At 56.0% G+C, this 19,404-nt stretch carries 15 protein-coding genes and 6 pseudogenes; 14 read left to right on the forward strand and 7 right to left on the reverse strand.

What is annotated here, in order from left to right; translation table 11 throughout:
* Positions 1–24: 24 nt before the first annotated feature.
* From ACZ5A6_RS24120 to ACZ5A6_RS24130, 3 genes are all read right to left on the reverse strand, one after another.
* A complete protein-coding gene (locus ACZ5A6_RS24120; protein WP_112402770.1) occupies positions 25–879 on the reverse strand; it encodes a carbohydrate ABC transporter permease in 855 nt (284 codons plus the stop codon).
* Entirely contained in the window at positions 879–1,757 is an 879-nt protein-coding gene (locus ACZ5A6_RS24125) for a carbohydrate ABC transporter permease (protein WP_464111551.1), read from the reverse strand. The genes ACZ5A6_RS24120 and ACZ5A6_RS24125 overlap by 1 nt, the downstream gene beginning before the upstream one ends.
* A gap of 95 nt (positions 1,758–1,852) precedes the next feature.
* Complete coding sequence (locus ACZ5A6_RS24130) at positions 1,853–3,130, reverse strand: ABC transporter substrate-binding protein (protein ID WP_162714151.1); 1,278 nt, start codon at positions 3,128–3,130, stop codon at positions 1,853–1,855.
* Positions 3,131–3,254: 124 nt separating this feature from the next.
* Here ACZ5A6_RS24130 and ACZ5A6_RS24135 point away from each other — a divergent pair, with 124 nt between their 5' ends.
* From ACZ5A6_RS24135 to ACZ5A6_RS24185, 11 genes and pseudogenes are all read left to right on the forward strand, one after another.
* The gene (locus ACZ5A6_RS24135) at positions 3,255–4,280 is read left to right on the forward strand and encodes a LacI family DNA-binding transcriptional regulator (protein ID WP_112402773.1); all 1,026 of its coding nucleotides are present in this window, start codon (positions 3,255–3,257) and stop codon (positions 4,278–4,280) included.
* 187 nt (positions 4,281–4,467) lie between these two features.
* Positions 4,468–4,809 carry an IS66-like element accessory protein TnpA gene (gene tnpA / locus ACZ5A6_RS24140; protein WP_112402774.1) on the forward strand — a complete coding sequence of 114 codons (342 nt, stop codon included), beginning with the start codon at positions 4,468–4,470 and terminating at the stop codon, positions 4,807–4,809.
* Positions 4,806–5,153 carry an IS66 family insertion sequence element accessory protein TnpB gene (gene tnpB, locus ACZ5A6_RS24145; RefSeq protein WP_046119556.1) on the forward strand — a complete coding sequence of 116 codons (348 nt, stop codon included), beginning with the start codon at positions 4,806–4,808 and terminating at the stop codon, positions 5,151–5,153. Before tnpA (ACZ5A6_RS24140) ends, tnpB begins: the two co-directional genes overlap by 4 nt.
* 79 nt (positions 5,154–5,232) lie before the next feature.
* Positions 5,233–6,889 (forward strand): annotated as a pseudogene (gene tnpC / locus ACZ5A6_RS24150) (IS66 family transposase).
* On the forward strand, positions 6,889–7,473 hold the full coding sequence (locus ACZ5A6_RS24155) for a plasmid pRiA4b ORF-3 family protein (protein WP_464111552.1): 585 nt from the start codon (positions 6,889–6,891) through the stop codon (positions 7,471–7,473). The pseudogene tnpC and the gene ACZ5A6_RS24155 overlap by 1 nt, the downstream one beginning before the upstream one ends.
* Before the next feature lie 254 nt (positions 7,474–7,727).
* Positions 7,728–9,200: an alpha-L-arabinofuranosidase C-terminal domain-containing protein gene (locus tag ACZ5A6_RS24160; RefSeq protein WP_464111553.1), complete on the forward strand. Its 1,473-nt coding sequence runs from the start codon at positions 7,728–7,730 to the stop codon at positions 9,198–9,200.
* 36 nt (positions 9,201–9,236) lie between these two features.
* Positions 9,237–10,883, forward strand: a pseudogene (locus ACZ5A6_RS24165) (GMC family oxidoreductase).
* Positions 10,884–10,923: 40 nt separating this feature from the next.
* A complete protein-coding gene (gene tnpA, locus ACZ5A6_RS24170) occupies positions 10,924–11,355 on the forward strand; it encodes an IS66-like element accessory protein TnpA (RefSeq protein ID WP_104827070.1) in 432 nt (143 codons plus the stop codon).
* Positions 11,336–11,428: pseudogene (locus ACZ5A6_RS24175) on the forward strand (hypothetical protein); the annotation flags it as partial. The gene tnpA (ACZ5A6_RS24170) and the pseudogene ACZ5A6_RS24175, both read left to right, overlap by 20 nt.
* The gene (locus ACZ5A6_RS24180) at positions 11,415–11,606 is read left to right on the forward strand and encodes a hypothetical protein (RefSeq protein WP_464111597.1); all 192 of its coding nucleotides are present in this window, start codon (positions 11,415–11,417) and stop codon (positions 11,604–11,606) included. The pseudogene ACZ5A6_RS24175 and the gene ACZ5A6_RS24180, both read left to right, overlap by 14 nt.
* Before the next feature lie 126 nt (positions 11,607–11,732).
* Positions 11,733–11,984, forward strand: a pseudogene (locus ACZ5A6_RS24185) (IS110 family RNA-guided transposase); the annotation flags it as partial.
* A 111-nt stretch (positions 11,985–12,095) separates the two neighbouring features.
* Here ACZ5A6_RS24185 and ACZ5A6_RS24190 read toward each other — a convergent pair.
* The 3 genes and pseudogenes from ACZ5A6_RS24190 to ACZ5A6_RS24200 form a co-directional block, all read right to left on the reverse strand.
* Positions 12,096–12,521: pseudogene (locus tag ACZ5A6_RS24190) on the reverse strand (tyrosine-type recombinase/integrase); the annotation flags it as partial.
* Between the two features lie 598 nt (positions 12,522–13,119).
* The gene (cydB, locus tag ACZ5A6_RS24195) at positions 13,120–14,127 is read right to left on the reverse strand and encodes a cytochrome d ubiquinol oxidase subunit II (protein WP_112402779.1); all 1,008 of its coding nucleotides are present in this window, start codon (positions 14,125–14,127) and stop codon (positions 13,120–13,122) included.
* 1 nt (position 14,128) lies between these two features.
* The gene (locus ACZ5A6_RS24200; protein ID WP_112402780.1) at positions 14,129–15,523 is read right to left on the reverse strand and encodes a cytochrome ubiquinol oxidase subunit I; all 1,395 of its coding nucleotides are present in this window, start codon (positions 15,521–15,523) and stop codon (positions 14,129–14,131) included.
* A 727-nt stretch (positions 15,524–16,250) separates the two neighbouring features.
* Here ACZ5A6_RS24200 and ACZ5A6_RS24205 point away from each other — a divergent pair.
* The gene (locus ACZ5A6_RS24205; RefSeq protein ID WP_162714153.1) at positions 16,251–17,501 is read left to right on the forward strand and encodes an ATP-binding protein; all 1,251 of its coding nucleotides are present in this window, start codon (positions 16,251–16,253) and stop codon (positions 17,499–17,501) included.
* Positions 17,498–18,022, forward strand: coding sequence for a response regulator transcription factor (locus ACZ5A6_RS24210; RefSeq protein ID WP_112402782.1), 525 nt, complete (start codon positions 17,498–17,500; stop codon positions 18,020–18,022). The genes ACZ5A6_RS24205 and ACZ5A6_RS24210 overlap by 4 nt, the downstream gene beginning before the upstream one ends.
* A 224-nt stretch (positions 18,023–18,246) precedes the next feature.
* Here ACZ5A6_RS24210 and ACZ5A6_RS24215 read toward each other — a convergent pair.
* A pseudogene (locus ACZ5A6_RS24215) lies at positions 18,247–18,654 on the reverse strand (helix-turn-helix domain-containing protein); the annotation flags it as partial.
* A 276-nt stretch (positions 18,655–18,930) separates the two neighbouring features.
* Here ACZ5A6_RS24215 and ACZ5A6_RS24220 point away from each other — a divergent pair.
* Complete coding sequence (locus tag ACZ5A6_RS24220) at positions 18,931–19,398, forward strand: hypothetical protein (RefSeq protein ID WP_464111554.1); 468 nt, start codon at positions 18,931–18,933, stop codon at positions 19,396–19,398.
* Positions 19,399–19,404 lie beyond the last annotated feature (6 nt).

The raw sequence follows: 19,404 nt of genomic DNA on the forward strand, positions 1-19,404 counted from the left end.
CTAAAGTGTTTTGGCTAAGGGGCATCAGCTTTTGAGCGCACCCGCGGACATTCCTTCAACGACACGCCGATTGAGGAACGCATACAGAAACAGCGTCGGGATCACCGAGACGACAATTGCGGCATAGGTCGCACCAAGATCCTGTTTCCCGTACTGCCCAACGAAATCGAAAAGCCCGATCGGAAGCGTCTTGAGTTTCGCGGTCGTCAGGAACGTGTTCGCGAAGACGAACTCGTTCCACACGAACATGAAGTTGAATACGGCGATGGTGATCGTTGCGTTCATAGAAAGCGGGACGATTATCTGCCAGAAGACGCGGGCTGGGCTGGCCCCGTCGATCGTGGCGGCTTCTATGAGCGCATCTGGGATGTTCCGCATGAACCCCGTGTAAATGTAGATCGCCATCGGGAGGTTGAAGGCCACCTGCGGAAGGACGACCGACCAGAAAGTCCGACGCAGCCCCAGCCACCCGAATACTTGGAAGATGGGAAGCAGCGATACGAAGATCGGCACCATGAGACCGAGGAGGAAAAACCCCAGGACGAACCGCGCGCCGGGGAAGCGCAGCTTCTCGATCGCAAATGCGGCAGGCGCCGCGAGCACGATCGTCAGCCCGATTGTCAAGGCCGCCGCGATCGCGCTGTTGACTATGTATCGGAGCAAGCCCGAGGTCATGAAGGCGCGAGCGTAGTTTTCGAAATCCAGATGGCTGGGAAGGGTGTAGGTCGGACCTGTCGCGATTTCTGCCGGCGACTTCAGAGAAGACATGATGATCCAGATCAGCGGGAAGAGCTGGATCACAAGGAAGAAACTGGCCGCCATGAACGGAAAGGCGGCCACAACACCACCGAAACGAGGAACGCGTTGCGAGCTGGACATCAGCGCTTTTCCTCCGCACCAAAAACAGACTGGATGATCAGGACTGCAGCGAGGCATTCAACCGCCAGGAAGACTGCAATGGCGCTGCCGTAGCCGAAGTTTGAAGAGTTGAAGAGTGTCTTATAAAGGTACGTGGAGACGAGTTCGCTCGATACACCTGGCCCACCATTGGTCATGATAAACGAGATGTCGAAGCCCTTGAGCGTGCCGCTTATCACCAGCACAATGGTTGCGATCACCGTCCCACGAATGACCGGGATCCTGATTTGATAAAGGGTTTGCAACCAATTCGCACCATCGATGTGTGCCGCGTCGATTAGCTCGCCATCAATCGAGGCGAGAGCGGCGTAGTAGATCGCCATATAGATCGCGCAGAATTTGTAGGCGTCCACGAGGGTGACGATCGCCAGGGAAAGGTTGGGATCCCCAAGGAAGGCGGTCTTATACGAACTCAGGCCAAACAGCCCCAGTAGCCCGTTGATGATCCCCTCCGGATTGACAGCCAATAGCTGCGCGAAGATCTGTGAAATCGCGACTGACGAAATGATACTGGGAATGAAGAAGACAGCTCTCGTGAGATTACGGAAAGCTGGCAAGCTCAAAAGCACCACGGCCATCGCCATCCCGAAAAATAGCTGCACGATCGCGCCGCCAAGAGAGAAAATCAGCGAGTTTATGAAAGCTTGCCGGAATACCCTGTCCCCTGCCATCTGGATGTAGTTGTCGAAGCCGACAAAGGTTGCTCGGCTGATGCCGTTCCACCGGAAGGTGCTGAGAGATAATGACCACCCGATTGGAATGATCACCAGGCCGACGAAAATCAACAAGGCTGGCAACACGAACAGCCAGGCGGTCAGATTTCGATTCTTAAGATTCATGATAGGTCCCAATGAGCGCGCATTTGCGGCCTCCCAGTCTACACGGAAGGCCGCGCGCCAGTGCAAGGGGAGAGAGAGCTTGCTACGGGCGCTGCTTACTTTCCGGCGTTATACTGCTTGACTGCCTCATCGATTTCCTTCCCGAACTGTTCGGGAGAGGTCTGGCCGAGGACCAGCAACTGGCTTTGTCGATAGAGCACATCGACGGTGTTCGGATCGAGCTTCACGTCCCAGACATGCGTGTAGGTGCCTACCTTGGACACATCATCAAGGATGTCCTTGTAGATTTGGGGCAGCTCCGGTTTGATCGTTGGCTTCAGCGATGGCAGGACATGATAATCGTACATCATCATGTCTCCGAAGTTTTCCGCAAAGAACTTCAGAAAATCCTTCATCTCGTCCGTATCGGACCCAGCCTTGATGGCCGTGCCGATACCAGCGTGGGCATAGAAATCCATCGGCTTGGTCGCCATCTTCCCATCGATGACGGGCATCTTGAAATATTTGATATCATTCTTCAGGTTGCCCTTTTCGTCGAGCATCGATGGAAGCTCCCAAGTGCCGACATAATGAATAGCCGCGTCACCGCTCAGGAAGAGGTTCAGCGCGGTCGTATAGTCCGCAGTCGTCCAACCCTGCTGAAAGCAGTTCTTGCCGACATCCTGCAGGAATTTCGCGGACTCGACGCCGACCGGATCCGTCATCGAGGCTTTGCCGTTCTTCAAGTCCGTGAGGAACTGATTGCCCGTCTCGCGGAATGCAGGCAGCGACAGATAGCGAAAGACAGGCCAGTAATCTTTGCCGTCGATTGAGATTGACACCTTGCTGGACTTAGCCAGTGTCTCGCACGCCTTCTTGAAATCGTCGAGTGTCTTCGGAACCTCGACCCCGACCTTCTCGAAGGCCGATGGATGATACCAAAAATATTCGGTGTTCGACTGCCACGGGATCAGGAACAGAGAGCCATCGTCGAGGCGTTCGTAGTCCAGCGCGAGCGGGAAGAACTTGTCCGTGATCTTGAGCTCGTCGAAAATGTTGCCGATGTTCGCGACCATGCCGTTTGCGGCGAGCTGCGCAAAGTATGGCTCGGCGTCGGAGTCGAAGAGGTCCGGAAGTTCATCGCTTGTGGCGAGAATCTTGAGTTTCTGAAGATACGAGGGACGATCCGTGGCCCACTCGATCTGGATATCGAAGTCAGGATGCGTTTCCTTGTATTTGGCGATCAGGGCCTTGATTGCCTGAGATGTCCCTTCCCGTTCTGGCACAGCCCTGAACCAATGATAGGTTTCGGCACGGGCTGCAGATGCGATGCTCAGACCTGCCGTCAAAAGCGCAGTTGCCGCAGCAACCTTGAAAGTCTTGGTTGTGTTCATTTTTCCTCCTCCAGGAAAATAAATGCCGTCGAGCTTGCTAACGCGCTTCATCATCACGGCTAACACGTGTTAGCATCGCGTCAGATCGCTTGTCAAGACCGCAGAGGCGCACTATAGGAATTGTATGAAAACCAAGCCGACTGCCAACGACGTAGCGCAATTAGCACAGGTATCGCGAGCTGCCGTTTCGCTTGTTTTATCGGGGCGGGCGAAGACGGCCCGTATTAGCGATGAGACTGTCGCGCGGATCCGACATGCAGCGGAGGAGCTGAACTATAAGCCTAATGTAGTGGGTCGAAGTCTGGCGAGTGGCAAAACGCAGACGATCGGGCTTCTGATTCGCGACTTGGCACTGCTCGAGGTGGATCCTTATCTCCTGCCGCTTCTGAACGGCATCATGAATGCAACAAGGGCAGGCGGGTATCGGGTGCTGGTGGAAAGTGCCGACCGGGGCGACTCTGGAGACCCGCTTGAAGAGCTCATGGAGTCTGGCCGCATCGACGGGATCATCGTCGAGAATCCAGATTCGAACAGCCAGTCGCTCATCAAACTGGTGGAGTCCGGTCATCCGGTCGTCTTGATGGGCACGCATGGGGGGTGGGGAGAGTATTCGGTGTCGGCGGACGATCATCAGATCGGCTTCGACGCCACCCAGCATCTGATCTCCATCGGGCGACGGAGGATTGCTCACATCGGCTACGCTGCCTCCGGCGTGAATGTAGTCGATCAACGCATCGCGGGCTACCGCTTGGCTTTGCAGCAGGCTGGACTTAATTTCGACCCAAGCGCGATCCTCCATGCCAACTTCAGCATGGAGAGCGGCTACGTGAAAATGAAGGAACTGCTCGATGCCGCGCCTCGTCCTGACGCTGTGTTTGCGAGCAGCGATGCGGTTGCGATCGGAGCCATGGCAGCGATTCTGGACAGCGGGTTGGCGATCCCGGGCGACATTGCTGTTGCCAGTGTAGACGACATCACTGCGGCGTCCTTCTGTCGGCCGTCCTTAACTACAGTTACGAGCGAGCCGTACCTTTGCGGAAAGCTCGCTGCGGAAATGCTTGTGGAATTGATGTCTGGACGTCAGCCGAGCGAGCGGAACGTCGTCGTAAAGACGCAGCTCAAGGTCCGAAGGTCGACCCAAGAGGCATAAGGCTTCGCCTTAGATCACAATCATTCCTGGCCTGCATCGGAGCATGGCTCGTGCAAGGCTTGCCGGGCCCTGCGACGCTTTTTGGTCGGCAGTAAAGTATCCCTCCGGCGTGGACCGCCTTGCGAGTTTTTGGCGATATCGTGATTTTGCGCTCTTGAGAGTGGACTTAAGAGCGCAATGAGGAACTATGGCACAGGCCATTTTGCTGACGGGTCAAGAAAGGCGTCGTCGTTGGTCACCGGACGAACGGCTGGAAATTCTGGAGGCAGCATTTGCTCCGGGGGCAAATGTCTCGGAGGTAGCGCGTCGTTTTGATGTTTCGACGGGGCTGCTCTACACGTGGCGGCGCCAAGCGCTGTCTGTGAAAGATGGGCCCGCTTTCGTGCCGGCGACTGTCCTGGACGTTCCTGGCAACGGCGATGGTTGTGCGGCAACCATCGTTGTGGACTTTGCGAACGGTATCAATGTGAGGATTGCGTCCGGCGCGCCTTGTGATCTTGCCGCAGCAGTGATGCGTGCGCTCAAATGATCCCGATCAGTTCGAGCGTGCGGGTTTGGATTGCGAGCGGCCATTGCGATATGCGCAAGGGAATGCAGGGCCTGGCTCTGATCGTGCAGGAAGGTCTGGGTCGAGACCCGTTCAAGGGTGACGTTTTTGTCTTCCGCGGGAAAAGCGGCCGGCTGATCAAGGCTCTTTGGCATGACGGAATTGGGCTTTCGCTATACGCAAAGCGGCTCGAGCGCGGCCGTTTCATTTGGCCGGCGACGGAGGGTGGAGCGATTGCGCTGACGGCTGGCCAGATGTCCTATTTGCTTGAGGGGATTGACTGGCGAAACCCGCAGCAGACATGGCGGCCGACGAGCGCTGGATAGTGTCTTTTTGGGCGGGATTTGCCGCCATTGGCATCAAGAAAACCTATGCAAATCAGTGGTTTTGTGATTGACTTCGAGCATGGAAAGCGGCTCGGAAAATTACCGTAATCATGCCGCTGCCCTGGAGGCAGAGCTGGCGACAGCGCGGGCGGAGCGTGCTGCTGCTTTGGCCGAATTGGCTGTCGCCAAGACCAAGGAGGCCGACGATCAGGCCATCATTCTTCGCCAGAAAGTCTATATCGAAAAGCTGCAACGGGAACTGCGCGGTCAGAAGTCGGAACGGACGGCGCGGCTGATTACGCAGATGGAGCTGATGCTTGAGGACGCCGAAGCGACGGCGACCGAAGATGAGCTTGCTGCCGAGATGGCCGTTGCTGCGGCGGCTGCGATTGCGGTCACCGGCTTTACGCGCAAGCGGCCGGTCAAGAAGCCATTCCCGGAACATCTGCCGCGAGAGCGTGTCGTGGTGCCAGGCCCGGTTGCCTGCAGCTGCTGTGGCGGTGAACGGCTTCGCAAGCTCGGCGAAGACATCACCGAAACGATGGAGAGCGTACCGCGGAGCTGGAAGGTCATTCAGACGGTGCGGGAAAAGTTCACCTGCCGCGACTGTGAGAAGATCAGTCAGGCACCTGCACCCTTCCATGTCATCCCGAGGGGATGGGCTGGTCCGAGCCTTTTGGCGATGATGCTCTGCGACAAGTTCGGCCAGCACATTCCCCTCAATCGCCAAGTCGAACGTTTTGCCCTGGAAGGCGTGCCAATCAGCCTGTCGACAGCAGCAGACGCGATTGGCGCGTGCTGCCAGGTCCTTGATCCGCTGGTGCGGCGGATTGAAAGCCACACGTTCGCGTCTGAACGGATCCACGGTGATGACACGACCGTGCCGTTCTCGCTCTCGGCAAGACCGTCACCGGTCGGATATGGAGCTACGTCAAGGACGATGCTCCGTTTGGCGGAACGGCACCTCCGTCGGCGATGTTTTATTATTCCCGGGACCGTGCCGGCGAACATCCGCAGGCGCATCTGGCCAATTATAGCGGCATCCTTCAGGCGGATGCCTATACGGGCTATGGCCAGCTTTATCTTCCTGATCGAAGTCCGGGCCCGATTCATGAGGCGGCGTGTTGGGCGCATGCGAGGCGACCATTCTTTGCGCAAGCCGATCTGGAGACCAACGCGCGCCGAAAAGCGCAGGGTAAAAGTGCCGCCGTCATCTCGCCGGTCGCCTTGAACATGGTGCAGCGGATCGACGCGTTGTTCGACATCGAACGCCAGATCAATGGCCGCACTTCCGATGAGAGGAAAGCAATCCGCCAGCAGTTATCAAAACCGCTGATCGGCGACATGGAAATATGGATACGAGAACACCGCGCCAGGTTGCCGCGCGACAGTGACTTGGCAAAGGCGTTTGACTACATGCTGAACCGTTGGGAATCCTTCACCCGCTTCCTCGACGACGGCCGTATCTGCCTGTCGAACAATTGCGCGGAGCGATCTCTGCGCGGTGTGGCGCTCGGACGAAAGGCCTGGCTATTTGCCGGTTCCGATCGCGGAGGACAAAGGGCGGCACCATGTACAGCCTGATCGTCACCGCGAAAATGAACCGCATTGACCCACAGGCGTGGCTTGCTGATGTTCTCGCCCGCATCGCCGATCATCCAGCCAGCCGGATCGATGAGCTTCTCCCCTGGAATTGGCGGAAAACCGCAACATCGCCACTGAGGCAGGCGGCCTGATGGCAGGTCCTCTCGGTCGCTTGAAGATCACGCTCGAGGACGTTGATCCCTTGGTGATGCGGCGCGTTGTCGTGCCATTCCGCATTCGGCTTGACCGGCTTCATGAGGTCCTTCAGGAGGCTTTCGGCTGGACCAACAGCCATCTGTATGAGTTCAGGATCCGTGACATCGGGTTCGGCCTGCCTGATGGCGGCTTTGGTGGTCCCATCGATGCACGCAAGGAAACGCTTCTTGCTGCCATCGAAGATATCGGTGCGAAGTCATTCAAGTTTCTCTATGACTTCGGCGACGGCTGGACGCACACCGTGAAAATCGAAAAGATCTTTCCAGCGACGGCCGGCTTCGACGATCCATTCCTTCTCGATGTTGTCGGACGGTGTCCACCGGAGGATGTCGGCGGTCCCTGGGGCTATCAAGAGTTCCGCGAAGCCATTGCGGACACCAACCATGCGCGTCACCACGAACTTGTCGAATGGTCGGGCCACGCACACTACGATCCGGGCGATGTTGACGCCGCCAATCTCCGCAAAAACGTCGAGGCTCTAGCCGCAAAGTGGAAGCGCCGATCGCGAAAGAAAGGCTGAACCTGCGGTCCTCGGCGAATGCCTACGCAGTAAATCATCTTTCATTGAATTAAATCTTTAGAACACCCTCTTTTATCGTCAGCTAACACGTGATAGCAATCGTGCTAACGCGCGTCAGCTTCCGAATGGTGCGGGAGAAGATGTAAGGAGAATGCCGCGACGGCCGTGCTTCGGCGGCCGCCGGAACTCTTCACATCACCCTTCCGCGCGGCTGGCGGCGATCTACCGCAAACAGTGAAAAGGACGGAAACACAGTGGGCAGCAACGTCTCGGCAAGCATCATCGCCAGCTCGGCATTTGGGCGGCAGGAATGGGATCGGATGATCCTTGGGCACTTCATCGAACATTTCCACACGCAGATCTATGGAGGGATCTACGAACCTGGGTCGCCGCTGTCGGACGAGAACGGCTTCCGAACCGACGTGATCGAGGCGATGCGCGAGCTGAAGGCGCCCATCATGCGATGGCCCGGCGGCAACTATGTTTCCGACCATCATTGGTATGAAGCGGTGGGGGCGGACCGAGTGCCGAGCTATAACAAGGCATGGCGGGTCGTCGAACCGAACACCTTTGGAACCGACGAGTTTCTCAAGTGGTGCGAGGCGGTCGGTTGCGAACCTTATATCTGCACGAACGGCGGGAACGGTAGTTCGGAAGAAATGAGCAACTGGGTCGAGTACTGCAACGGCAAGCTCGACACTTGCTATGCCAGGATGCGCGTGGCCAACGGAGCGGCGGCGCCCTACGCCGTCAAATATTGGGGCATCGGCAATGAAAGCTACGGCGACTGGCAGATCGGCGCCAAGACCATTGCGGAGTGGGGACCCTACGTTGCGGAGTCAGCGAAAATGATGCGTGGTGTCGACGAGGACATCATTCTGTCCGCCGCGGCCGTGCCCGACCTCGACTGGACGCTATCTCTGCTGCGTTCGGCAGGGGGCTATCTCGACCTCATCTCGATCCACGGGTACTGGGATCTTATTCATCAGGTCAACGAACCGGCAGACTACCTGACTGCAGTAATGCAAACGACCTCGCCGGAGAAGATGATCATGCAGACGCGTAGCGTGATCGACGTGGCCGGCTTCACGGGCAAGATCAAGATCGCATTCGATGAGTGGAATCTGCGAGGCTGGCATCATCCGGATGGCAATGAGCAATGGAAGATTGACGCCCGAGATCTGAATGACATCGCCTCGACTTACACGATGGCAGACGCGATCTTCTCGGCAGGCTTCCTCAATGCGTGCCTGAGACATGCTGACATCGTGACCATGGCGAACGTCGCTCCGACAGTCAACACGCGGGGACCGCTGTTTGTGCATCCGAACGGTCTCGTGCGTCGCACGACTTTCCACACGATGGCGATGTATGCCCAGCATCTGCGGAAGGACGTCATCGCGGCTGTCGTCAAGTCTACGGAGCTTGAAAACGGGCCGCAGAGCGTGCCCGCTGTCGATGCGATCGTAAGCGGGGACGATGCGGGTATCACCGCGATTCTCACCAACCGTCATCCGGAGGCTGCGGCGGCTTGCAGTCTGCAGCTCGACGGTCTGCAGCTTGACGGCGAGTTCACAGTGCACATTCTCGATGGCGACTCGCCCGACGCTTTCAATGACATTGAAAACCCGGCTCGTGTCGCACCCCGGGAGGAGCGTGTGAGAATCCACGATGGCAGTCTGACGATACCTCCGCATTCGATCGTGGTTATCTCCGTATCACGCTGACGCGAACATCGTTGCCGACCAGGTAGGGAGAGCGAAATGTACGATTACATCATCGTGGGCGGGGGTTCCGCGGGCTCGGTTGCGGCAATGCGACTGGTCAGGGATTACGGCAAGCGTGTGCTATTGCTCGAGCGCGGCCGGGCTAAGACCAATGCAGTCATGGCCATGCCTGCGGGCTACATGAAGTATCTCGCCAGCGACACCTTCCTGGAAATGCATCAGACGACGGCCCAGCCGCAACTCGGCGGGCGCACCCCGATCGTACCCGTCGCCAAGGTCCTTGGCGGCGGGAGCTCGGTGAACGCGATGGTCTATATGCGCGGCCAGCGGGAAGATTACGACGATTGGTCATCCAAGCTTCGGGCTGATGGTGCCTGGAGCTATGAGGATCTGTTGCCGCATTTCACGGGGATTGAGCAGAACGAGGTCTTCAACGACCGCTTTCACGGCGTCCGAGGGGAGCTCCCCGTATCATTCCCGAAACATGTAAGCGACACAACTTACGACTTTCTTCGCGCTGCTCAGGCATTGGGACATCCACTAAACATAGACTTCAACGGCGCGTCTCAAAATGGCGTTGGCATCATGCAGCATGCTTACGGCCAGTGGGGACGGTTTCGACGGCGCTCGGATGCGAAGGCCGCGTTCCTCGACCCTTTGGAAAAGGACAAGCGCCTGACGATCGTCACCCAAGCTCAATGCGATCGGATCCTGATCGAAAACGGCAGGGCGGTCGGCGTCTCCTACCGACGATTCGGCACGGCTCACGTCGCCCACGCCGAGCATGAGGTGCTCATCGCTGCGGGTGCCTACAACACAGCCAAGCTCCTGATGCTGAGCGGCATCGGTCCTGGCGCCGAGCTTCAAAGGCCATGGAATCACCGTGGTCGCCGACTTGCCAGTGGGACAGAATCTGCAGGACCACCACGAGGTGCCGGTGATCGCGTCCTCAAAAAACAAATCAGGCTATTTCGGGGAGGATCGAGGTTGGCCGATGATACGGAACGGCCTCCAATATCTGATGTTCAATTCGGGTCCCGTTACCACGACGGGGATCGAGGCGTGCCTCTTCTACGACCCTGATGGCGGCGAGCGGCCGACGATCCAGTTGTACTGCGCCCCGATCGTTTACCTCGACCGCGATGTATCCGCCGCCAAGCCAACGTGGGGCGTCACCCTTCGTCGTGCTTGCTCCGGCCCAAAGCACGTGGTTCCGTCAGGCTTCGGTCTGCCAATCCTGACGATGCTCCCGTGGTCGACTGCAATTTCTTCGGACATCCTGACGACCTCCGGCTGACGCTGGCATCGCTCGAACACGCCAGAAGATTGCTCAAGGCAGAACCGTTCGGATCAAAGCTGAAGGAGGAGCTTCTACCTGGGGCAGGTACGGTCGGGCTGGAGGAGCTGACAAGCTTCTGCGCGAGCACTGTAAAGACAAACTATCACCCTGTCGGCACGGCCCCGATGGGTTTCACGGGAGATGGGGCTTCCGTTGTAGATCATGAACTTCGAGTTTACGGAGTGAGGCAGCTCAGAGTCATCGACTGCTCGATCATGCCAGCAATTGTGTCCGGCAACACCAATGCGCCTGCAATGGCGATTGGCAGCAAGGCAGCAGAGTTGATTGGCTCGAATCGACGTACTGTAAGCGCGATTTTCCCCGCACCTTCTGCAATTGAGTGAGCTTTGGCATGAGGTGTCCACCAAAATAGGTGGACACCAAGTGATGGAAGAAGGTCAAAAACTTGCCGTGCGGCTGGTCGGTCGGAATGGGAGACGCCGTTTCGATCAAAGTTCGAAAGACCGCCTTATTGCGGCCTGCCTTGAACCTGGCGCATCGGTATCGAAACTCGCGCGCGAACACGGGGTCAACGCGAACCTCGTTTGGAAATGGATACGGAAGCACACCCAGCCGCTTGCGTCGCCGCCGTCTTCGACATCGTCTTTTATTCCGGTGCAAATCACCGCGGCCAGCGACGAGTTTGAGTTTGGTGAAGAGCTGCCTCGGAAAGCAGAGAGGAACCGGCCGCTGCCCTCTCCAGCGAAGGTGAGCGCGTCACTGCCGAACGGCGTGAAGCTGACGTTGGAATGCGGTGACGTAGATGCATTGACGGCAATCATCGGAGCGCTGGGTCATGTTCAGACTTGGCGCTGATCTCAAGGTTTACCTGCATCGCGAGCCGATCGACTTTCGGGCCGGCATCAACAGCCTCGCTGTCCTGGTCCAGGAGACGATGGCGCTGGATCCCTTTGCTCCTGCGGTTTTTGCCTTTTGCAATCGCCGTCGTCCGCCGCGAGGTGCCGGTCGTTGTGCTGACGACAGAACAGCTCCACTGGATTCTCGACGGCATCGATATCGATGCGATGATCCGCCATCCGGTGCGGCAGTATCAGGTCGCCGGCTGAGGATGGCGAATAGCGATTGACGCGCAGGGGCGGTTCAGATGGGGTGGTTGCCGCCCTCCCGAGACGGCATCGCAATGTGCCAAGATGTGGTGTTGTGACCACTTAGCGGAAAGGACGGCAACCGTTATGAACGATACGATGATTGGCGTGGATTTGGCAAAGAATGTCTTTCAACTGCACGGTGCTTCGATGAGCGGGCAAGTCAGGTTTCGAAAGAAGCTGTCACGGCAGAACTTTTCCAAGTTCATGGCGGAACACCCACCGGCGTTGGTGGTGATGGAGGCCTGCGGCAGCGCGCATTACTGGGCACGTGAGATGGTTAGGCTTGGCCACGAAGTGAAGCTGATCGCGGCGCAATATGTACGGCCGTTCGTCAAGTAATGGTCAGGTGAGCATTACTTCACTAATCATCAGGTGACCATAATGCGAAGGAACCCACGTGGGCCGCCCAATTGTCGGCCTTTTCGCGCAAAATTCCTTCGCATTATTTTAGAGCGTATCGAGCCAGGCGAGGAGGCTCGTATCCCGCTTCCATGATGGCTGATGACCTGCCTTCGTCGGAACATCGACCAATTCCAGTGCCTTTCGCTTTGTATCTAGATTCGCTTTCGCGTAGTGGTTGGTGGTGTCGAGGCTCACGTGGCCAAGCCAACTGCGTATGACCGTGATGTCGACGCCCGCCGATACAAGGTGGACGGCGGTGGCGTGACGGAAGCTGTGCGGCGTTACGTGCTTCATTTGCAGCGACGGCATGGTTTCAGCTGCCGCCTTCACATAGGCGGCAAGCTTGAACCGGACGCCCGAGGCGGTGAGCGGCTCTCCGTAGCGGTTGACGAACAGCCGCTGGTCTGGTGCCCGCGGCTGCCGCTCAAGCAGCTTCCTCAACAACATCACGGTTTCCGGCCAAAGCGGGCACCCGGCCGATAGCAAAAATCCAAACGATCCTACGCTTGATCCTGCTCTTTTGCCGATAGGTGACTTCGCTGGCGCGGCGTAAGCCAAAATACCTTAGATTCAAGGCGCTTGAAGAACGTTGCTCACGGAGCTGGTTTTCAGGCGCTTCTTCATTCGTGTTTGGAGGGGTTGGTCGAAGTATACGGTCAAAGCATATGAGATAAAGACCCTGCCACTATAAAGGTCAGGCCAGCCGGGATTGTCCAGCCTGCGTCGCCGACACGGGGCACGGAACTACCGTCCACGCAAGCAGTGAAATGTGCAGCACGTAGAGTGCGTAAGACGCTGTTCCCAGAAAGCTCGAGACCCGATCAAGCCAGCCGCCCGGTTCGATTTCTGACGCGACAGTTAAGAGGTTTGGCCAGACACGCAACACAATGACGACGTCGAATAGCGGGCGAATTTCGAAACATCGTCGGGAACAGAGCCGTGATTGCGTCGTGGCATTCCTCAACCGGCTAGGCGATCATTGCTCTTATCGTCAGCGCAAGCAGTGAGACCGCCGCCAACCCTCCAAGCCACAAAAGGACAAACCATGCGAGGCGATGAAGCCAGGTCATCAGTGGTACCCCTCTTCGGGATCGATCTTTCCTCGGAAAACCCAATAGGTATAGGCCGTATAGGTGAGGATGATTGGGATCAAAACAAGTGTTCCGACAAGCGTAAACTGCAGGCTTTTATCCGGCGCGGCGGCCTCGGCAATGGTCACGGACGGAGGTACTATGTATGGCCAAAAGCTGATACCGAGACCGATGAAAGCAACCACGAACAGACCAAGCGAGCAGAGAAACGGCGAGATGTCTCTGCGTAACGTGAGGCCGCGTTCCGCGCCCCAGACCAACGTGACGACAAGCATAGGAACAACGATTGTCCACAGGTTCATTGGCCAGCTAAACCACCTTTGAAGGTAGGTCGTGCTTTCATAGGGTGTCGAGAAGCTGACTGCCAACATGAAGGCCAAGGTCGCCAACCCGAATCTTCTGGCCAGTTTGCGCATTCTTTCCTGTAACACACCCGCCAGCTTCATATGCAGCCACGATGCGCCCAGCAATGCATAGCCCGTCGGCACAGCCAGTCCCACCAGCATGGAAAATGGCGTCAGCCAGTCCCAGGTTCCGCCGACGTAGGCGCGCTCCTGAACGTCAATGCCCTGAACAAGGGCGCCGAGAATGAGGCCCTGACAAAACCCAGCAGCAAGGGATCCCCCGAAAAATGCATGATCCCACAACCGTCTCCAACGAGAGGTTCGCCATCTGTATTCGAAGGAAACACCACGAAAGACCAGCGCGAGCAGCATCCCGATAACGGGAATATAGACAGCCGGCATGATAACGGCATAGGCAAGCGGGAAAACTGCAAAAAGGCCGCCGCCTCCAAGAACAAGCCAGGTTTCGTTGCCGTCCCAGATTGGCGCAACCGAATTCATCATCAGGTCACGCTCTTGTTCATCGCGCGAGAAGGGAAAGAGTATTCCTACGCCAAGATCAAAACCGTCCAATATGACATAGGTCAAAACTGCGAAGGCGATGATGCCGGCCCATATCGTTGATAGTTCTAAACCGAACATGTCAGTCCTCACGATTTTTAGGGTTCTCGGTCAGGCCAGGTGTGATGCCCGCCGTTCTGATCGGGCCGTCTCGCAGGCCGAGCCTTGGCGTACCTGGTGTTTTCCCTATCATGCGTAGAAGGTAGAAGGTCCCGGCGCCGAAGACGAAGAAGTAGACGATGATAAACGCGATAAGTGAGACCGCTACGGCGTGCACCTCAAGGCCCGAGTGGCTCTCCGATGTCCGCATCAGGCCGTAGATCGTAAAGGGCTGTCGGCCCACTTCTGTCGTGATCCAGCCTGCAAGAACGGCCAGGAATCCTGCAGGTCCCATCACGATTGCGACAGTATGCAGCCAACAGGAATTGTAAAGAACGCCCTTCCACCTGGCCCACAGCGAAAGCAGGCCAAGCGCGAGCATCGCAAATCCAAGTGCCACCATGACCCTGAAAGACCAGAAGACGACGGCAACAGGTGGTTGATCTTCACGCGGGATTGTTTCCAGCCCATCAAGGGGTGCATTCAGAGAATGTTTGAGAATCAGACTTGAGAGCTTGGGGATGGCGATCATATGGTCCATTCTTTGCTCCTCCTGGTTTGGAATTCCAAACAGGATCAAGGGAGCGCCGTTGGGGTGACTTTCGAAATGGCCTTCCATGGCCATAATCTTTGCTGGTTGATGCTCCAGCGTGTTGAGGCCGTGTAGATCCCCGGCAAATATTTGTATGGGGGCCACAAGGGCAAGCATCCACATCGCCATGGAAAACATGCGACGGGTGGCCATGTTTGTTGGCTCACGCCGCAGATGAAATGCTCCGGCCGCCCCAACCACTAGCGCTGTCGTTAAAAAAGCTGCAAGCGTCATGTGAACCAGACGATAGGAAAATGAAGGGTTGAAGATGATGGCCCACCAGTCGTCAGGCATGAATTGCCCGTTCGGCGCAATCGAGTAGCCTGTCGGCGTTTGCATCCAGCTGTTGACAGACAAAATCCAGGTGGCGGAGATCAGCGTTCCAATTGCGACCATCGCGGTTGCAAACATGTGCAGCCCATTACCAACCCTCTTGCGCCCAAACAGCATAATTCCGAGAAATCCGGCCTCGAGGAAGAAAGCCGTCAGCACTTCATAGGCCATCAATGGCCCTATAACGGGTCCGGCCCGGTCAGAAAAAACCGACCAGTTCGTTCCGAACTGATAGGACATGACAATCCCAGAGACGACTCCCATGGCAAAGGCGACGGCGAAGATTTTTTTCCAGTGGTTGAACAGGATAAGATAGGTCTCATCGCCTGTGCGCAGCCATTGGGCGTTCAGGACGGCCAGAAAGCTTGCGAGCCCGATCGAGAATGACGGGAAAATAATATGGAACGAAACGGTGAAAGCGAATTGCAGTCGGGCGAGGAGCTCGGCGGTCATGTGTATTTCTCAGCGTTATCTAAGGCATTATTTGCGTGCGATGATTTAGACAATTGAGACACGCCCTGGCCAATCGGCATAATGTCCTAGGACAAAATGTCTCGGAAGGCGCCAACCTCTCAGCCGTTCGTTTCGGATGAAAGAACCGCGCGCTTATGTTCGCTGAACGTTGCCGTCACGACCAGTACGAGGAAGCTTATTGGAGGGTAACTTTCGCCCGTTGGTCAGGCTGACCGATGTGGGGAATTACCTTCCAGGAGAACAGCCCAAGCGCTATAATGAGGACTATTGCTACCCCAATTGCGACCACTAGAAGTTGTCCGTCGCTCTTGATCATTATCCCCCCTTGCGGAATTTTGGTGAAATGACCGCGAGCCTTAGCGGACATCTGCTGGTGTATGGGGAGAATACTTAAGTCGCGTGAATTGGACACTGGGCATTTTGTCCTATCGGGCGGAGAGACGGCTTGTCGGAGGCGACGCGGATTTGGTGCAAAGTCCGCTCACACTTCTCATGGGCAGCTATCGGTATTCTGGAACTCAACTCCGGGACTAAGCTGCAAGATCCTGCGCTTGGACAATTTGTCCGAGGGCATTGTGTCGCAGAGTAATATCTTCTTTTTGTCTCTATTCGGGTAGGGTACGCCCGACATGAACGGCGCTGTCTCACTCATGAACGGTCAAGAGCTATGCCATATAACAGCCAGCACGTTGATAATGATGATTTCTTGATCGACACCAATTTGAGTCTGATCGTTACCTTGCGGTGGGTGGCTATTACAATTCAGTTGATCGCGATCTTGCTGGCAGCGTCTGTGCTAGAGATCGACCTTCCCATCGCACAGATGTTGGCGATCGTGGTCGTTCTTGGCATCATCAATGCGATCACCTGGCTTCGGCTGCGTCGCGATAGTCATCTGCCGGAAGCTTCAATCCTCCGCGCGTTCGTCATCGATACTGTTGGGCTGTTTTTCCTTTTGTACCTCTCTGGCGGGGTAAACAATCCCTTCGTTTCGCTTTTTCTTGTTCAGGTCATCGTTGCCTCTGTTCTCTTGAAGGACTTGAGCATCTGGTTTCTGGTCGCGCTCACAACGTTATTTTACGTCTCTCTTGTCTTCTTTTACAGGCCACTCGATTTACCCCATCTGCACGGAAGTGGCTTTTACGATCTGCATCTTCAAGGCATGTTCCTATCTCACGTGATCGCTGCGGTTCTGGTCGCCGTCTTTATCAGCAAAATTCACAGAAATGCCGTTGCAAAGGATCGGTTGATCTCGACACTCCATCTGCGTGCGGTCGAAGAAGAGCAGATCGTGCAGATGGGTTTGTTGGCTTCGAGCGCTGCCCATGATCTTGGAACTCCATTGATGACCATGGAAGTTGTTCTGTCCGACTGGGAAAAAATGCCAGACGTTGATAAACACCCGGATCTGCGTCAGGACATTGATGATATGCGCGCTCAGATTAAGCGATGCCGGAATGCCGTTACGGCAATCCTCTCTTCGTCCGGGACCCCACAAGCAAATGGAATCGTCAATGAAAATCTCAAAGATTTCGTCGACGACATCGTGCAGGAATGGCAATCTTCCAAACGAGATGCAAAGCTCGACTATGCCAATCTTTTGCGCCCGGATCAAAAGGTCGTTTGCGATAAGGCTTTGCGCACAGTCGTCCGAACGCTTTTGGACAATGCCTACGACGTGTCTTCCAAATGGATCGGTGTTGCAGCAAGCGAGGTCGATCGTAACCTGACAATTTCAGTAAGTGACGCTGGACCTGGTTTTACAACCCAAATCCTCTCGGACGTGGGAAAGCCTTTTGCCACCACGAAGGACGGTACCACCAGAGGCATGGGTCTTTTCCTTGCGTCCAGAGTTGCGCAGGCCCTCGGGGGATTTATTGAAGCGCGAAACGGCGCGTTTGGTGGGGCGAATGTCACGATCAGTATTCCGATCAACAGTCTGGAAAGGTTAAGATGAACGAACTGTTGATTGTAGAGGATGACGTGGCACTGGCGAAAACTTTGAAGCGGTCCTTCGAGCGGAAGGGGTATAGGGTTCGCCATGCCGCCTGCTTGGCGGAAATGTCGCAACTCCTTGATTTCGCCCTGCCTGATTTCGCAATTGTTGACCTCAAATTATCTGGTGAGTCCGGGTTAGCTTGCGTTGAAGAGCTTGTCAGGCGACAGCCACACGTCAGGGCGGTGGTACTGACCGGCTTTGCAAGCATCGCGACAGCGATTGAGGCAATCAAGCTGGGGGCGTGTCATTACCTACCAAAACCATCCCCGATGGATGAAATAGAGCGGGCATTCCACAAAACCAAGGGTGAGGTCGATGTACCCATAAGTGAAAGGCAGCTGTCTTTGAAAAGCCTGGAATGGGAAAAAATCCATCAAACGCTGATCGCAACTGAATTCAACATATCTGAGGCTGCCCGACGATTGGGGCTGCATCGACGCACCTTGGCGAGAAAATTAGATAAAAGACACACGCCATAACGCGCTGAGAGCAATACGAAGCTTCAAGCATTCGTATGACCAAAAGGAGAAGAAAGCAGCTATCCTGAAAATTTGGCGGCGACGTGACTATTGCAGCAAAACTTTCGAGTGAGAACTTGCCATCCACATCGACGTTTCTCTCGTCCTACGCAGAGGGCCGAAGATTGGATAATCTTCACGTGCAGAACAGTCTCACTGCGGATCATCAACACTAAAAATTGACATTAGCGTATTAGGGCCTCCCGTCGTATCGATTGGAGTGGCTTGCCGGCTGCCCGAATGAATGCGCGTCTCATTCTCTCGGCATCACCAAACCCAGTCTTTTCTGCAATATCTTCAATCCGCTCGCTGGATGTTTGAACGCGGTCTCGCGTGAATTCAAGTCTTAGCTTTTCGACAGCCTTCGATGGCGTCGAACCCGTTTCTAATTTGAATATCCTGACGAAGTGTCTCGAGCTGACGCCCGCTTTTTCGGCAAGGGTTTCAACAGTGAGGCACCTGTCGAGATTTCCCCTGATCCACGACAGAAGGCTGATAAAGCGGCCGTCGGATGATTTGAATTCCAGGAGCGATGAGAACTGCGACTGACCTTCGGGTCGATGATGGTAGAGAACGAGATACCGGGCTACCTCTTTCGCGAGATCTGGCCGTCTGGGAAATAGCGATTCAGGTCTTTGGTCCGGTGGTCGGCAAACGCACCCTCGTCTTCGACCAGCGCTGCCGTACCCTGGGCTCCGGCATTAGGCGTTAAGCCGACATTCCGAAAGAAGATCTTGTGGAACGCGTCTGGATCACAGCCGCCGCGCCGGGCGATGCTTTCGAGTGGTGTTGGCGGGTCGAGCGTGCAGATCTCGACAGCAGGTCTAGTCTATTGACGTCGCGGTGATGTAGATGCCAGAGAACGTTCCATGATCCCCGTTGCGCTGCCCCCCGCCGAAGTTCTTCTTCTTCTTGCCTTTTGCCTCGCCGCGACGCTGTTCTGGTCCGTGTGGACGTTACGGCTGATGGTTCGATTTGCCACAGGTCGCTGGTGCCGCCCTGCGATCCTGCCTTACGCGCTTAACACCGCGTTTGCACTTCTAACCTTGTGGCAGTTTTTGGACTTCTATCTCCAAATGAGGACTTATGAACGGGAGAGAGCGGCAATCTATCGCCCGGAACTGTCGGAGGCGATGCGCCTAGGTCAGATCGACATGCCCGTTGGCACGAAACTCGAATTGGCCGTTGCGGATCAGAGGGATTCCTTCAATCGAGCCGTGTTCCCGAACCCCGTGCGCATAGCAGATATCGATGCCGTCGAGGTAGCACGTTATCTCTCGATTAAACCAGCGAAAACTTCGAAATTGTGGGCTATAATTCAGAGAACATGCGGATAACCGGCC

Source organism: Agrobacterium sp. 6Ca8, assembly GCF_055382765.1.

Coding starts and splice junctions, on each gene's coding strand:
- ACZ5A6_RS24200 (WP_112402780.1), bottom strand. CDS start 15,523: ATGACCGCCGAGCTCCTCGCCCGACTGCAATTCGCTTTCACCGTTTCG.
- ACZ5A6_RS24210 (WP_112402782.1), top strand. CDS start 17,498: ATGAACGAACTGTTGATTGTAGAGGATGACGTGGCACTGGCGAAAACT.
- cydB (WP_112402779.1), bottom strand. CDS start 14,127: ATGTTCGGTTTAGAACTATCAACGATATGGGCCGGCATCATCGCCTTC.
- ACZ5A6_RS24135 (WP_112402773.1), top strand. CDS start 3,255: ATGAAAACCAAGCCGACTGCCAACGACGTAGCGCAATTAGCACAGGTA.
- tnpB (WP_046119556.1), top strand. CDS start 4,806: ATGATCCCGATCAGTTCGAGCGTGCGGGTTTGGATTGCGAGCGGCCAT.
- ACZ5A6_RS24155 (WP_464111552.1), top strand. CDS start 6,889: ATGGCAGGTCCTCTCGGTCGCTTGAAGATCACGCTCGAGGACGTTGAT.
- ACZ5A6_RS24125 (WP_464111551.1), bottom strand. CDS start 1,757: ATGAATCTTAAGAATCGAAATCTGACCGCCTGGCTGTTCGTGTTGCCA.
- ACZ5A6_RS24120 (WP_112402770.1), bottom strand. CDS start 879: ATGTCCAGCTCGCAACGCGTTCCTCGTTTCGGTGGTGTTGTGGCCGCC.
- ACZ5A6_RS24130 (WP_162714151.1), bottom strand. CDS start 3,130: ATGAACACAACCAAGACTTTCAAGGTTGCTGCGGCAACTGCGCTTTTG.
- ACZ5A6_RS24220 (WP_464111554.1), top strand. CDS start 18,931: ATGATCCCCGTTGCGCTGCCCCCCGCCGAAGTTCTTCTTCTTCTTGCC.
- tnpA (WP_112402774.1), top strand. CDS start 4,468: ATGGCACAGGCCATTTTGCTGACGGGTCAAGAAAGGCGTCGTCGTTGG.